The organism is Bacillus sp. LUNF1 (genome assembly GCF_011008975.1).
GTDB lineage: Bacteria > Bacillota > Bacilli > Bacillales > Bacillaceae > Bacillus > Bacillus velezensis.
Genome location: NZ_CP048876.1, coordinates 2,581,176 through 2,595,428, shown reverse-complemented (window position 1 = coordinate 2,595,428; position 14,253 = coordinate 2,581,176). Strand labels below are relative to the sequence as shown.

At 46.4% G+C, this 14,253-nt stretch carries 17 protein-coding genes and 1 other annotated feature; of the genes, 13 read left to right on the top strand and 4 right to left on the bottom strand.

Going from position 1 to position 14,253, the window contains the following annotated elements; genetic code table 11:
• Positions 1-74: 74 nt before the first annotated feature.
• The 3 genes from G4O42_RS12560 to G4O42_RS12550 are packed head-to-tail and all read left to right on the top strand — an operon-like array spanning position 75 to position 887.
• Positions 75-530, top strand: coding sequence for a PRC-barrel domain-containing protein (locus G4O42_RS12560; RefSeq protein WP_032873866.1), 456 nt, complete (start codon positions 75-77; stop codon positions 528-530).
• 12 nt (positions 531-542) lie between these two features.
• The gene (locus tag G4O42_RS12555; RefSeq protein WP_003152738.1) at positions 543-734 is read left to right on the top strand and encodes a hypothetical protein; all 192 of its coding nucleotides are present in this window, start codon (positions 543-545) and stop codon (positions 732-734) included.
• 21 nt (positions 735-755) lie between these two features.
• Positions 756-887, top strand: a complete 132-nt coding sequence (locus G4O42_RS12550; RefSeq protein WP_003152741.1) for a YrzQ family protein — start codon at positions 756-758, stop codon at positions 885-887.
• A gap of 35 nt (positions 888-922) precedes the next feature.
• Here G4O42_RS12550 and G4O42_RS12545 read toward each other — a convergent pair whose 3' ends face one another.
• From G4O42_RS12545 to G4O42_RS12530, 4 genes are read right to left on the bottom strand one after another with little or no spacing between them, the layout of a single operon-like run.
• Positions 923-1,579, bottom strand: a complete 657-nt coding sequence (locus tag G4O42_RS12545; RefSeq protein ID WP_032873869.1) for an amino acid ABC transporter permease — start codon at positions 1,577-1,579, stop codon at positions 923-925.
• Between the two features lie 18 nt (positions 1,580-1,597).
• Complete coding sequence (locus tag G4O42_RS12540) at positions 1,598-2,248, bottom strand: amino acid ABC transporter permease (protein ID WP_032873872.1); 651 nt, start codon at positions 2,246-2,248, stop codon at positions 1,598-1,600.
• Positions 2,249-2,304: 56 nt separating this feature from the next.
• Positions 2,305-3,132, bottom strand: a complete 828-nt coding sequence (locus tag G4O42_RS12535; RefSeq protein ID WP_007408208.1) for a transporter substrate-binding domain-containing protein — start codon at positions 3,130-3,132, stop codon at positions 2,305-2,307.
• A 20-nt stretch (positions 3,133-3,152) separates the two neighbouring features.
• A complete protein-coding gene (locus G4O42_RS12530; RefSeq protein ID WP_032873875.1) occupies positions 3,153-3,881 on the bottom strand; it encodes an amino acid ABC transporter ATP-binding protein in 729 nt (242 codons plus the stop codon).
• A gap of 220 nt (positions 3,882-4,101) precedes the next feature.
• Here G4O42_RS12530 and G4O42_RS12525 point away from each other — a divergent pair, with 220 nt between their 5' ends.
• From G4O42_RS12525 to udk, 10 genes are all read left to right on the top strand, one after another.
• Positions 4,102-5,163, top strand: coding sequence for an AI-2E family transporter (locus tag G4O42_RS12525; RefSeq protein WP_032873878.1), 1,062 nt, complete (start codon positions 4,102-4,104; stop codon positions 5,161-5,163).
• A 43-nt stretch (positions 5,164-5,206) separates the two neighbouring features.
• Positions 5,207-5,414 (top strand) — a binding site (T-box leader).
• Between the two features lie 80 nt (positions 5,415-5,494).
• Positions 5,495-8,131, top strand: coding sequence for an alanine--tRNA ligase (gene alaS, locus G4O42_RS12520; protein ID WP_032873881.1), 2,637 nt, complete (start codon positions 5,495-5,497; stop codon positions 8,129-8,131).
• 84 nt (positions 8,132-8,215) lie between these two features.
• Positions 8,216-8,482, top strand: coding sequence for an IreB family regulatory phosphoprotein (locus G4O42_RS12515; protein ID WP_012118070.1), 267 nt, complete (start codon positions 8,216-8,218; stop codon positions 8,480-8,482).
• A gap of 8 nt (positions 8,483-8,490) precedes the next feature.
• Positions 8,491-8,907 carry a Holliday junction resolvase RuvX gene (gene ruvX, locus G4O42_RS12510; RefSeq protein ID WP_003152750.1) on the top strand — a complete coding sequence of 139 codons (417 nt, stop codon included), beginning with the start codon at positions 8,491-8,493 and terminating at the stop codon, positions 8,905-8,907.
• A 13-nt stretch (positions 8,908-8,920) separates the two neighbouring features.
• Entirely contained in the window at positions 8,921-9,202 is a 282-nt protein-coding gene (locus G4O42_RS12505; protein ID WP_003152751.1) for a DUF1292 domain-containing protein, read from the top strand.
• 111 nt (positions 9,203-9,313) lie between these two features.
• The gene (mltG, locus tag G4O42_RS12500) at positions 9,314-10,405 is read left to right on the top strand and encodes an endolytic transglycosylase MltG (RefSeq protein ID WP_032873884.1); all 1,092 of its coding nucleotides are present in this window, start codon (positions 9,314-9,316) and stop codon (positions 10,403-10,405) included.
• A gap of 151 nt (positions 10,406-10,556) precedes the next feature.
• The gene (locus tag G4O42_RS12495; RefSeq protein WP_007612793.1) at positions 10,557-11,210 is read left to right on the top strand and encodes an O-methyltransferase; all 654 of its coding nucleotides are present in this window, start codon (positions 10,557-10,559) and stop codon (positions 11,208-11,210) included.
• A 6-nt stretch (positions 11,211-11,216) separates the two neighbouring features.
• The gene (locus G4O42_RS12490; RefSeq protein ID WP_032873887.1) at positions 11,217-12,146 is read left to right on the top strand and encodes a peptidase U32 family protein; all 930 of its coding nucleotides are present in this window, start codon (positions 11,217-11,219) and stop codon (positions 12,144-12,146) included.
• 17 nt (positions 12,147-12,163) lie between these two features.
• Entirely contained in the window at positions 12,164-13,432 is a 1,269-nt protein-coding gene (locus tag G4O42_RS12485; RefSeq protein WP_007612788.1) for a peptidase U32 family protein, read from the top strand.
• A gap of 6 nt (positions 13,433-13,438) precedes the next feature.
• Positions 13,439-14,074, top strand: coding sequence for a uridine kinase (gene udk / locus G4O42_RS12480; protein ID WP_003152763.1), 636 nt, complete (start codon positions 13,439-13,441; stop codon positions 14,072-14,074).
• Positions 14,075-14,253: the final 179 nt, after the last annotated feature.

Here is a 14,253-nt window from a genome sequence, read left to right as displayed (position 1 = left end):
AGTCATTTCAAAGTATGCTGCCCGGCTTCTTGGCAAAACCTATACGTGTTCAACAAAAGGTGGTTGATCACACTTTGAGAACATGCCATGCAGCTGAAGGACGAACAGTATATGACGAAAACGGGCGCAGTCTCGGGATGATATCGGATGTATGTTTCTCTCTGGACGGCCGGTTTCTCGGTTTCGTTCTGGAGCAGAAACGCCTGTTTCACAACCGCCATCTTTTTTTAGAGGCAAGTGATATAAAAGAGATGGAACAAGAAGCCGTAGCTTCCGGTCATGCTCATTTGCAGCCTTTGCCGAAGAGCTGTTTCACCTTTGAACAGATTAAGATGCAGCCGGTGAAATCGCCTGATGGTGAAATGTTCGGTTTACTGGAAGATGTATACTTTTGTTTGGACAAGGGCATAATCGTAGCATATGAACTCTCGGACGGCTTCTTTTCAGATCTGGCTGGCAGACGCCAAGTGCGCCGCGCCGCCGATACGCTTATTGAAGCGGGGAAAGAAGGCATCGTCCTGAACGGATAAGAGGTGTAGTCTGTGCTTGTATGTCCGAACTGCAAAAGTAAAGATATCGGCAAAATCGGCGTAAACCAATACTATTGCTGGGGCTGCTTCATTGAGCTGACGGTGGCCAAAGGCAAAATTGCAACACATCAAGTAGAGGAAGACGGTACATTAAGCAGTCTTGATGATTTGTTTTCTGAAGACGAACGCAGTATCAATTTTTAAAGTTGAAAGGAGATACGCGCGATGGGCAGAACAATGACCTCTCTGTTGGCTTTAGGAGCTGGAGCCGTTATGTATCGTATGGCTTCTCAGTCCGATATGCTGAATAAAAAAGGTATGAAACGGATGAGAAGACGAGTCATGAAAATGTTTTAAGCAGAAAAAAGGATACTTCTCCGGAAGTATCCTTTTTACGTTTGTCTCGCTTCCAGCCGTCTGGCCGCGAGAGACAGGCTGTAATTGACCGCGAAATACATCAGGGCCGCCAGCAGAAAGATCGGGAAAAAATACCCTCCGTCAGCGCTTTGTCCGTTTAAAATCTGCGCGTTATGAATCAGTTCGGGCAGAGCGATGACGACCGCAAGTGACGTATCCTTTAATAAAGAAATAAACTGGCTCACAATCGGAGGAACCATACGCCTGAGCGCCTGCGGCATGACGACGAGAAAAAGAGTCTGCGTGTACGTCAGTCCTGAAGAACGCGCCGCTTCAATCTGTCCTTTGTCAACGGATTGCAAACCGCTTCTGATGATTTCTGACAGCATGGCCGATTCAAAAATCGTAAGCGCCGTAATGGCGGCCGCGGTAATTTCCAGTTTGATCCCGATTTCCGGAAGGGCAAAAAACGTAAAGAAAATGATTAATAACAGCGGCAGGTTGCGGATGGTTTCCACAATGGCCGCTATACTGCCCGAAACGATAGGAATTTTCGCATAGCGCAAAGTGCCGGCGGCAAGCCCGAAAATAAAACTCAGGACAATGGAGATCAGCGCAACATAAAGTGTGACCAAAAAGCCGTCCCATAAAAACAGCAGATGGTCAGGTGTATAGGCGCCGCTAAAATCCATGTTTTTCACTCTCCTTTTCTAATAACTCTTTCCGAGACGTCTTTCCAAATAGTGAACCCCGATGCTGAGCGGGATCGTTAATACCAAATAAAAAAGCGCGACGAAAATATAGACATCAAACACGACAAGAGTGCTTGAGGAAACGAGATCCGCCTGATACATCAAATCGAGTCCCGCCACCACTCCGAGTATTGATGAGTTTTTGACAAGGTTGAGAAATTGGTTTCCGAGCGGGGGAATCACGATTTTTACGGCCTGAGGAAGAATGACGTATCTCATCGCCTGACTGTAGGTGAAGCCTGACGATCTGGCCGCTTCCATCTGCCCTTTGGAGACAGTCTGAATTCCGGCTCTGATGGCTTCTGCGATAAAGGCGGACGTATAAATCGTAAGCGCAATCGTTCCCGCCTGAAAGCCGTCCAGTCTCAGCCCGGCGTTCGGAAGTCCGAAATAAAAAACGAATGTGATGAGGAGAAGCGGGATGTTCCGGATAAATTCCACATACGCAGTGCCGATCCATTGAAGGGGTTTGAAAGCCGTGATTCTCATGACTGCGATCAGAACGCCCAGCGCAAAACTGCCTGCCAGCGCGACGAAGCTCGCAAGCAATGTGTGCAGGAAACCGTCCATATACATATCGAAGTTTTCCGTTAAAATTGAAAAGTTCATCTATGTCACTCCTTATAAAACGGGGATGAGCATGGCTGCTCATCCCGCGGTCCTTTCTATTTTGCCGGTTCTTCTTTAATCCATTTTTTATAGATTTTTTCGTACCTGCCGTCGGCTTTCATTTTTTTCAAAGAGGCGTTGATTTCCTTGATGAGTCCGGATTGGCCTTTTTTGACGGCGATTCCGTAAGGTTCATCGGTGAAGGTTTCGCCTGTCAGCTGATATTGTTTATTTTCATCTGCCATGCCGTATAAAATCGCATTATCGGTTGTGAGCGCATCTCCCTGTCCCGCTTTAAGCGCAGTGAACGCTTCGGCGTAATTTTCAAATTCCAGCACTGAGGCGTCAGGCGCTTTTTCTCTGATGTTTTGTGAGGAAGTAGAGCCTTTTACCGCCAATACTTTTGAGCCTTTTCCCAGGTCTTCGGTGCTTTTGATGCTGCTTCCTTTTTTGACGAGCAGGGATTGCCCGGCTTCAAAATAAACATCCGAGAAATCAACTTCTTTTTTCCGCTCATCCGTTATCGTCATCGTGGCGGTGATGGCATCGATATCGCCGTTTTGCAGCATCGGAATTCTCGTTTTTGACGTCACTTCTTTAAATTCCGCTTTCTTCTCATCCCCCAGAATATCTTTTGCGAGCTGTTTTGAGATATCAATATCGAAGCCTTCAATATCACCGGAGCTTGGGTTTTTCAGCCCGAATAACCTCGTGTCGGTTTTGACGCCGAAGATGATTTTGTCTCTGTCTTTAATAGAGGCTAACGTGTCTTTTCCCGTTCCTTTTGAATCCCCGGACGTTTCTTTCCCTCCGCAGGCTGCCAGCATAAAGACGGCCAGCAGTGATATTAATCCGAATGACAACCATTTTGTTACGCGTGACATAAGCGCTCCTCCGTTTCTTTTCAGTGATTTAAAATACGGCTTAAGAATAAACGCGCCCTCTCTTCACGGGGGCTTTCGTAAAATTCAGCCGGTGCAGCTTCTTCTAAGATGGCTCCGCCGTCGATAAACACGATGCGGTCCGCCACTTCTTTTGCGAATCCCATTTCATGTGTGACGACTGCCATGGTCATGCCTTCCTTTGCGAGTGTTTTCATGACATCCAGCACTTCCCCGATCATTTCCGGATCAAGCGCGGATGTGGGTTCATCAAACAGCATAATTTCGGGCTTCATCGCAAGCCCCCTGGCGATGGCGACACGCTGCTGCTGGCCGCCCGAAAGCTGTGAAGGATAAGCGTCCGCTTTTTCCGGTATACCGACTTTTTTCAAATAGTATAAGGCCGTTTCTTTTGCTTCTTCTATTGATTGCTTTAGCACTTTGATCGGTGCGAGCATGATGTTTTGCAGAACGGTTTTGTGCGGGTACAGATGAAAATGCTGAAACACCATGCCGATATTGCGGCGGACCTGATTTATATCCGTTTTCTTGTCATGGATGGAGACGCCGTTTACCGTTAAGGCGCCTCCATCAACTGTTTCCAGCTGATTAATGCAGCGGAGAAGCGTGCTTTTTCCCGATCCTGAAGGTCCGATGATAACGACGACTTCCCCTTTTTTAATGTGCAGATTAATGTTTTTCAGCACGTGGAAATGTCCGTAGTGCTTATTTACATCCTGAAATGAAATCATGGCCATCCTCCTTAAAAAAACATGAGTCATATTGACTGGACAGTTTTTGAAATCCTTTAACACATTACGATGGTTATACAGATTTTTATGAATATTATTTAGATTATTTCGTAATTTCTGATAATTATTTCCGTCAAGAGGTCTGCGTCATAAGGCGGAGTTTATGAAACGGGAATAATTCCGGCTTTCTGTCAAAAGATAAAGCAAGAGGTGAAACGTCATGCTTCAAAAACCGCTGCAGCTCTTAATGTGGACGGCTGTATGTCTGCTCGTTTTGTTAACAGTGTATGTCTTTTGCATGCTCGATATGTTATGGTCTCCCATTTGGCTTGTTATAAAATCTCTCTTTATTCCTATATTCATCGCAGTATTTATTGCTTATCTTTTACTTCCGATTACTGAATGGCTTCATAGAAAAGGGATGCCTAGAACTTTAAGCCTGCTTCTGATTTATTGCCTGTTTTTCGGCGGAATCGGCTGGGGGGTTTATAAAGGGGTTCCTGTTTTAATTGAACAGCTGCAGGATCTGTCTGAGAGCATTCCCGGTCTTGCCAAAAACTACAACAGTATACTGAAGCATCTGCACAATCACACGGATCATTGGCCTGACGGCATGCACCATCGGATGGACAAAATGATTCAGCAGACAGAAACGTTTCTTGCCGGCACGATTGAAAGCACGATCAGAAGCATCCGTTTCGTGCTTGATTATATCCTGATCGCGGCGACGATTCCTTTTCTCGTGTTCTATATGGTGAAGGATATAGACGTCATGAAAAAGACAGTCTGGTATTTGACGCCGAAGTCCTGGAGGAAAAGGGGGAGTGAATTTCTGCGGGATGTGGACGATTCTCTCGGTGATTACATCCGCGGTCAGCTTCTCGTTTGTTTTTTGCTCGGGTTAATAGCCGGCGTTTCATTTTGGCTGTTCGGGCTTCCTTATCCGCTGATCTTAGGTCTTGCCATCGGGATTACGAATGTCATCCCGTATTTCGGTCCGTTTATCGGCGCTGTACCGGCGCTGCTCCTTTCGCTGGCGATTTCTGCTAAAGCTGTGATCATCGTAATCGTCACCATTTTTATTCTGCAATTTATAGAAGGAAACATTTTGAGCCCGCTTATTGTCGGGCGCAGTCTCAGAATGCACCCCGTCGTGATCATGCTGGCGCTCCTTGCCGGAGGAGAGCTCGCGGGCATTCCCGGCATGATTCTCGCTGTTCCGGCGGCAGCCGTTTTAAAAGTGACGGCCATACACTTTTTGCGGATCAGGACGGAACATTGACATTCGGGTTCTGCTTGTCTATAATTTCGAGTAGAATACATACGAATCTCGAGTGACGGATATGAGTACGCCGAAGCCCTGTTTAAGAGAGAAGCTCCGATACGCTGAAAGGAGCTTCAGCAGAAGATCGGCGGAAGCTAATCCTGAGTGCAGTTAAAGGCTGCCGCAGTCCTGCGTTACGGGATGAAAGGTGACAGGCCTTTTTCGGCCTGTAATCAGGGTGGTACCGCGAGACAGCTCTCGTCCCTGTGTGAACGCATGGTTTGCATAGGGAGAGAGCTTTTTTGCTGTCGCAAAAGAGAATTTCGGGTAGTGATAAGGAGGAATATAGATGAAACACTTAACTTCTGCTGAAGTGCGTCAAATGTTTTTAGATTTCTTTAAAGAAAAAGGCCATGCCGTTGAACCGAGCGCCTCATTGGTTCCGCATGAAGATCCGTCTTTATTATGGATCAACAGCGGCGTTGCGACGCTGAAAAAATACTTTGACGGCCGCGTTGTGCCGGAGAATCCGAGAATTGTAAACGCGCAAAAATCAATCCGAACAAATGATATTGAAAATGTGGGGAAAACGGCGCGCCACCACACGTTCTTTGAGATGCTCGGAAACTTTTCCATCGGTGATTATTTTAAAGAAGAAGCCATCACGTGGGCATGGGAGTTTTTAACGAGCGAAAAGTGGATCGGCTTTGATCCGGAGCTGCTGTCTGTAACGGTTCACCCTGAGGATGAAGAAGCTTATACGCTATGGGCGGAAAAAATCGGCGTTCCGGAAGAAAGAATCATTCGTCTGGAAGGGAACTTCTGGGATATCGGCGAAGGCCCGAGCGGACCGAATACGGAAATTTTCTATGACCGCGGCGAGAAATACGGCAATGACCCGTCAGATTCTGAATTGTATCCGGGCGGCGAAAATGATCGTTATCTTGAAGTATGGAATCTGGTATTCTCAGAGTTCAACCACAACCCGGACGGCACATACACACCGCTTCCGAAGAAAAACATTGATACGGGCATGGGGCTTGAACGGATGGTCTCCGTGATTCAGGATGTCCCGACAAACTTTGACACTGATTTGTTTATGCCGATTATTGAAGCAACAGAGCGCATTTCCGGAGATGCTTACGGAAAGGATGCAGTGAAGGATACGGCCTTTAAAGTGATCGCCGATCATATCAGAACGGTCGCATTTGCGGTAAGCGACGGAGCTCTGCCGTCAAATGAAGGGCGCGGGTATGTACTGAGACGCCTCTTGCGCCGGGCAGTGCGATACGCGAAAACCATCGGGATCAGCCGTCCGTTTATGTACGAGCTGGTACCGACTGTTGCAGGAATTATGGACGCTTTCTATCCGGAGGTGAAAGAAAAGCAAGAGTTTATAGCCAAAGTCATCAAAACGGAGGAAGAGCGCTTCCACGAAACATTAAACGAAGGTCTGGCCATTTTATCCGACGTGATAAAGAAAGAGAAGGAAAAAGGCAGCGGCATCATCTCCGGAAAAGACGTATTCAAACTGTACGATACGTACGGATTCCCGGTTGAATTAACGGAGGAATACGCGGAAGATGAGCAAATGAAAGTTGACCATAAAGGCTTTGAAGCCGAAATGGAAAAACAGCGTGAACGGGCGAGAAATGCGCGCCAAGATGTAGGAAGCATGCAGGTGCAGGGCGGCGCATTGCGCGACATTACCGCAGAAAGCACATTTGTCGGCTACAGTGCCGTAAAAGCTGAAGCGAAGGTGATCGAGCTTCTTCATGACGGGCAATTAATCAGCGAGGCGCATGAAGGGGATACCGTCCAAATCCTTCTCGACAAAACGCCTTTCTATGCTGAAAGCGGCGGACAGATCGGTGACAGAGGAGTGCTGAGAAGCGAGCAGGCTGTCGTAACCATTAAGGACGTGAAAAAAGCTCCGAACGGTCAGCATGTACACGAAGGCACGGTGGATAGCGGCACGATTCAAAAAGGCGCAAGCGTGACGGCTGAAGTTGAAGATCAAATGAGAAGCGGCGTGGTGAAAAACCATACGGCAACCCACCTTCTGCACCAGGCGCTGAAAGACGTTCTCGGCACACATGTCAACCAAGCGGGTTCACTCGTTACCGAAAATCGCCTGCGTTTTGACTTCTCTCATTTCGGTCAAGTGACGAAAGAAGAACTTGAACGCATTGAAGGAATCGTCAACGAAAAAATCTGGGAGAGCATTCCGGTAGCGATTGATTTGAAACCGATCAATGAAGCGAAAGAAATGGGCGCGATGGCCCTGTTCGGCGAGAAATACGGCGATATCGTCCGCGTCGTACAAGTCGGAGATTACAGCCTTGAGCTTTGCGGCGGATGCCATGTCACGAATACGGCAGAAATCGGCCTGTTTAAAATCGTATCCGAATCAGGGATCGGCGCAGGGACGCGAAGAATCGAAGCCGTAACAGGAAAAGGCGCTTATCAGGAAATGAACAGCCAGCTCAGCCTTCTGCAGCACGCTGCGGACGAGCTGAAATCAAACGTAAGAGACGTACCGAAGCGAATTCAGTCTCTTCAAGCAGAGCTGAAGGAAGCGCAAAGAGAAAATGAATCATTGCTCAGCAAACTTGGCAATGTGGAAGCCGGAGCCATTTTGTCTAAAGTAAAAGACATCGGCGGCGTAAAAGTGCTGGCTGAAAAAGTAAATGCGAAAGACATGAACCACCTTCGCACTATGGTGGATGATCTGAAAGCGAAGCTCGGTTCTGCGGTCATTATTCTCGGCGCCGTGCAAAACGAGAAAGTCAACCTTTCAGCAGGCGTGACGAAAGACCTGATCGAAAAAGGCCTTCATGCCGGCAAAATGGTCAAACAAGCTGCTGAAGTCTGCGGAGGCGGAGGCGGAGGCCGTCCGGACATGGCGCAGGCCGGCGGAAAGCAGCCTGAAAAATTGGAAGAGGCGCTGGCATCTGCGGAAGATTGGATAAAATCCGTTTTATAATCCTTTCAACTAGTGTAGAATGATGATAAGATGAGGACCTCAGGCTGAACTTTGCCTGCGAATTTGGGAAAGAGGTGCAAAACGGTGAGCTCGTTTGATAAAACGATGAAATTTAATTTCTCCGATGATTCTGCTGAAACAAACGTCGAAGAAGTGCTGAATACGGTATATGATGCGCTTCAGGAAAAGGGGTACAATCCTATCAACCAGATTGTCGGATACTTGCTGTCTGGAGATCCTGCATACATTCCTAGGCATCGCGACGCCCGGAACTTAATTCGCAAACTGGAACGTGACGAATTAATCGAGGAATTGGTAAAATCCTATCTAGAACAGCATAAAGAGGCGTAAATACATTCATGAGAATATTGGGACTTGATCTTGGAACGAAAACACTCGGCGTAGCTTTAAGCGATGAAATGGGCTGGACCGCTCAGGGCATTGAGACGATAAAAATAAACGAGGCTGAAGGAGATTACGGTCTGGACCGTTTATCCGAGCTGATGAAAGACTATAATGTAGAGAAGATCGTGCTCGGTTTTCCGAAAAACATGAACGGGACGATCGGTCCGAGAGGCGAAGCCAGCCAAACATTTGCGAAACTGCTTGAAACAGCGTACAATGTCCCTGTTGTGCTATGGGACGAGCGTCTGACGACGATGGCGGCTGAAAAAATGCTGATCGCGGCTGACGTCAGCAGGCAAAAACGAAAAAAAGTCATTGATAAAATGGCGGCTGTCATGATACTTCAAGGATATCTGGACAGTTTAAACTAAGAGGTGAAAAGAAATGGAACACGGCGAAAAACACATTACAATTGTCGATGATCAAGGCAACGAACAGCTTTGCGAAGTACTGTTCACATTTGAAAACGACACATTCAACAAATCTTACGTACTTTATTATCCGATTGATGCTCAAGACGATGATGAAATCGAAATTCACGCTTCAAGTTTCGAACCGAACGAAAACGGTGAAGACGGCGAACTGATGCCGATTGAAACCGATGAAGAGTGGGAAATGATCGAAGAAACGCTGAATACGTTTTTAGCGGAAGAAGACGAAGAATAAAATGAACGGAAAAAGCCGGAGCTCATATGCGCTTCGGCTTTTTTTTTGTAATAAATTGCCGAATGCACATGAATCATGTAGTATAAGAGCTGTTGGGAGGAAAATACTTGTATGAATATCAATCAGACTAAAAATTCATTTCCGCGTAAAAACAAAAAAACGACGATAATACTGTCCTCCGTGATCGCTCTGCTTATCATCATTTGCGGTGCTTTTTTCTATGGAAAATCTCTGCTGTCCCCGGTTGACAAAGGCAGCAAAACGGCAGTCAATATTAATATTCCGAGCGGTTCTTCCGTTTCGGCAATCGCTGAAATTCTTGAGGATCAGCATGTCATCAAAAGCAAAAAAGCATTTCAGCTGTATGTGAAGTATAAAGGCGCTTCCGGGTTTCAGGCGGGATTTTACCACCTGAATAAAGGAATGGATGCGGATGCGATTATCAAAAAACTGACCGCGGGATCAACGGGATATGCCTTTCAGATCTCCGTTCCTGAAGGAAAACAGCTTACACAGATTGCGGATGCGATCGCAAAAGAAACATCATATTCAAAAGAAGAGATCATGGCGAAACTGGATGACAAAACATTCATCGGCAAACTGAAAAAACAGTTTCCTGATACGATAACGGACGCGCTTTCAAACAAGAAGCTCAAGCATCCGCTCGAAGGCTATCTGTATCCGGCCACATATCCGTTTAATGATCCGGATGCATCGCTTGACACGATTTTGACGGCAATGGTTCAGGAAACAAACACCCGTATCGAAACGTATAAATCTGAACTGGAAAAAAAGAAACTTTCCGTCCATAACGCGCTGACGATGGCATCGCTTATTGAAGAAGAAGCCACCGCTAAAGCCGACCGTCACAAAATCGCCAGCGTTTTTTACAATAGGCTCGAAGAAAAAATGCCGCTGCAGACTGACCCGACGGTATTATATGCGGCCGGTAAGCATAAAAGCCGGGTCTACTACAAAGACCTGAAAATTGATTCCCCGTTTAATACGTATAAACATAAGGGGCTGCCGCCGGGACCAATTGCAAATGCCGGTGATTCATCATGGGAAGCGGCTCTCCGCCCTGACAAAACGGATTATCTTTATTTCCTTGCAAAATCAAACGGCGAGGTCGTTTTCACCAAAACATTAAAAGACCATAATAAAGCGAAGGAAAAGTATATTTCCAAAAAAGACAGCGAATAAAAGGAGGGCAAAAGCTCTCCTTTTATTCCATTCTGAAAGGTTTTATGATAAAATATATCGGGTTGTTTACTTATGGATAAAGAAGTGTCTTAAGAGAGTGTCCCCGCGGATTCGTCAGGGGCACTCCTTTTTAGAACGGAGGCTGTTTGCCGTGAATGATCGGTATGAACAAATAAACGAGTATATAAACGCGATGCTGAAGCCTCGGCCTGATAAAGTGAAAAAGCTTGAAGCCTATGCAAAAGAGCACCATGTTCCGATTATGGAAGAAGCGGGCATTGAAGTGCTGCTTCAAATGCTGTCGATTCAACAGGCGAAAAACATTTTGGAAATCGGCGCGGCAATCGGATATTCCGCCATACGGATGGCGCTTGAGCTTCCGGATGCGAATATTTACACGATTGAACGGGACGACAAACGCTATGAAGAAGCTGTGAACAATATAAAAGACTTTGAAATGGAAAACCGGATTCACGTAATGCACGGGGATGCGCTGGAACTTTCTGAGTCTGTCCGTGTCACGGCTCCTTATGATGCCATTTTTATCGACGCGGCCAAAGGCCAGTACACGAACTTTTTTGAGCTCTATGAACCGATGCTTGCGCCGGATGGAGTCATTTTTACGGACAATGTTCTGTTTAAAGGGCTGGTGGCACAAAATCACTCGGACATTGAGCCGAAAAGAAGACGGAAGCTTGTTGAAAAAATTGATCAATATAACCAATGGCTGATGGACCGGCCTGACTATCAAACGGTCATACTGCCGGTCGGAGACGGCATCGCCATCAGTAAAAAGAAGAGGTGAAGGATCATGAAAAAACCTGAACTTTTGGTGACTCCGACTTCTGTACAGGATATTCTTCCGCTCATTCAAGCGGGCGCAACGGCCCTGTTAGTCGGAGAACAGAGATACGGCCTGAGACTGGCCGGTGAATTTTCAAGAGAAGATATAAAAGAAGCCGTAAAGACAGCTCATCAGGAAGGCGCGAAAGTGTATGCCGCCGTCAATGCTATTTTTCACAACGAAAAAGTGGACGAGCTGAACGGCTATCTTGCCTTTTTGCAGGAGGCCGGCGTTGATGCGGCTGTTTTCGGTGATCCGGCCGTTTTAATGGCGGCGCGTGAAGCGGCTCCCGAGCTTAAACTGCACTGGAGCACGGAAACAACGGGAACCAACTACTATTCCTGCAATTACTGGGGACGCAAAGGCGCACGGCGGGCAGTGCTGGCTAAGGAATTAAATATGGACAGCATCATTGACATAAAAGAAAACGCTGAAGTGGAAATTGAAATTCAAATCCACGGCATGACTTGCATGTTCCAATCGAAGCGTTCTTTAGTGGGCCATTACTTCGAATACCAGGGTAAAGTCATGGACATCGAACAGAAGAAAAAAGAAGCGGGGATGTTTCTGCATGACAAGGAACGGGGCAATAAATACCCGATTTTTGAAGATGAAAACGGCACGCACATCATGAGCCCGAACGATGTGTGCATGATTGATGAATTAGAGGACCTGATGGACGCCGGCATCGATTCTTTCAAAATCGACGGAGTTTTGAAGTCTTCTGAATACTTAACTGAAGTGACCCGCATGTACAGAGAAGCAATCGATTTGTGCTTCGAAAGCCGAGAGACATACAAAGAGAAAAAAGAGAGCTGGATAGAGCGGATTGAAAGCATTCAGCCTGTGAACAGAAGCATCGACACAGGATTCTTCTTTAAAGAAACGGTCTATTAAAAAGGAGGGTGCAACGGATGACAGCCGTAAATCAAACCATTTCCAAAGTCGTAAACGGAAAACGCGTCATTACGAAAAAACCTGAACTCCTTGCTCCGGCAGGAAACCTTGAAAAATTAAAAATTGCCGTTCATTACGGAGCGGACGCGGTTTTTATCGGAGGACAGGAATACGGACTCCGCTCAAATGCGGATAACTTCTCAATAGAAGAAATCGCAGAGGGCGTAGAATTTGCCAAAAAATACGGGGCGAAAATATATGTGACAACAAACATTTTCGCCCATAATGAAAATATGGACGGTCTGGAAGAATACTTAAAAGCGTTGGGAGACGCAAAAGTTGCCGGAATTATCGTCGCTGATCCGCTGATTATTGAAACATGCCGGAGAGTGGCCCCGGACGTAGAAATTCACCTCAGTACACAGCAGTCCCTTTCCAACTGGAAAGCGGTGCAGTTCTGGAAAGAAGAAGGGCTTGACCGCGTGGTGCTTGCCCGTGAAACGAGCGGACTGGAAATTAAAGAAATGAAGGAAAAAGTGGATATTGAAATTGAAACCTTTATCCACGGCGCTATGTGTATTGCTTATTCAGGCCGATGCGTGCTGAGCAATCACATGACAGCCCGGGATTCCAACCGCGGCGGCTGCTGTCAGTCCTGCCGCTGGGATTATGACCTGTATCAGACAGACGGTGCAAACGCGGTCGCGCTCTATGGCGAAGAAGACGCTCCGTTTGCGATGAGCCCGAAAGATTTAAAATTGATTGAATCCATTCCGCAAATGATCGAGATGGGCATCGACAGCCTGAAAATTGAAGGCCGGATGAAATCGATTCATTACGTTGCGACGGTTGTCAGCGTGTATCGCAAAGTCATCGACGCATACTGCGCTGATCCTGAAAACTTTGTCATTCAAAAAGAATGGCTGGATGAGCTGGACAAATGTGCAAACCGGGATACCGCGCCTGCTTTCTTTGAAGGCACGCCCGGGTATGAAGAGCAGATGTTCGGTGAACACGGAAAGAAAACAACATTTGATTTTGCCGGTCTCGTGCTCGCGTATAACGAGGAAACTCAAATGGTGACGCTCCAGCAGCGCAATTTCTTTAAACAAGGTGACGAAGTGGAATTTTTCGGTCCTGAAATCGACAATTTCACATTCACAATCGGCACTATTTGGGACGAAGACGGAAACGAGCTTGATGCTGCCCGCCATCCCCTGCAAATCGTTACATTTAAAGTAGACAAAAAGATTTATCCGAGCAACATGATGAGAAAGGGGAAGTAATCACCAATGGGTAAGAGTCCTGTAGTTATAGGCATCGCAGGAGGTTCCGGATCAGGAAAAACAAGCGTCACCCGTTCCATCTATGAGCAGTTTAAAGGACACTCGATTTTAATGATCCAGCAAGACCTTTATTATAAAGACCAAAGCCATCTTCCGTTTGAAGAAAGGCTGAACACAAACTATGATCACCCGCTCGCATTTGATAATGACTATTTAATCGAGCATATTCAAGAGCTTTTGAATTACCGGCCGATAGAAAAGCCGATTTATGATTATAAACTGCATACGCGATCTGAGGAAACCATTCCGGTTGAGCCGAAGGATGTCATTATTCTGGAAGGCATTCTCGTTCTCGAAGATAAAAGGCTTCGCGACCTCATGGATATGAAACTTTATGTTGACACGGACGCGGATCTCCGTATCATCAGACGGATTATGAGAGATATTAACGAAAGAGGCCGTTCAATCGATTCTGTCATTGAGCAGTATGTGTCCGTCGTCAGACCGATGCACAATCAGTTTGTTGAACCGACGAAACGCTACGCGGACATCATTATTCCGGAAGGCGGGCAAAACCACGTCGCGATTGATCTGATGGTCACGAAGATTCAAACGATCCTTGAACAAAATGCAATTTTGTAATACCATAGCATAGACATAAATAACTCAGACCATATTATGTATAGGCTGGAAGGGAATGAGACAGTTCCCTTCTTTCCCTGTTTATAAACCGAAACATTTGCAGAAAACACATATTCAGTTTAAGATAAACAGTACCTATATGGGAGAGAAGAACGAGGACTGCCCTGTGTTCTCATTCT